The 356-nt window shown below is 53.1% G+C and carries 1 pseudogene; it reads left to right on the top strand.

The window, feature by feature from the left end:
* Positions 1-356: pseudogene (locus tag V5298_RS20905) on the top strand (RTX toxin); the annotation flags it as partial.

Raw genomic sequence — 356 nt, 5'->3', positions numbered from 1 at the left:
GCGGTGATCAGTATTGAAGTCACCGACAGTGACAGCGATACCCAAAGTTTCACCACCACCGTATTGCCTGACGGTTCGTTCACGGTGGACTTACCTGCCGATGCTGCAGAAGGCTTACTTAATGTGGATGTGTCGGTGCTGGACAGCGCGGGGAATCTGGCTTCGGTTAGCACCTCTGGCCTTATCGATCTCACGCTCCCAATACTCAACCTAGATGCACTGTCTAATCTCAACAGTGCCACCCCCACCATTAGCGGGACCTGTGATGAAATCGGGGCGGTGATCAGTATCGAAGTCACCGACAGTGACAGCGATACCCAGACCTTCACAACCACCGTATTACCTGACGGTTCATT

Source organism: Alteromonas sp. 14N.309.X.WAT.G.H12 (genome assembly GCF_036697315.1).
GTDB lineage: Bacteria > Pseudomonadota > Gammaproteobacteria > Enterobacterales > Alteromonadaceae > Alteromonas.
Note: the sequence above shows the minus strand (reverse complement) of the source record. Positions and strands in the feature narration are given on the sequence as shown.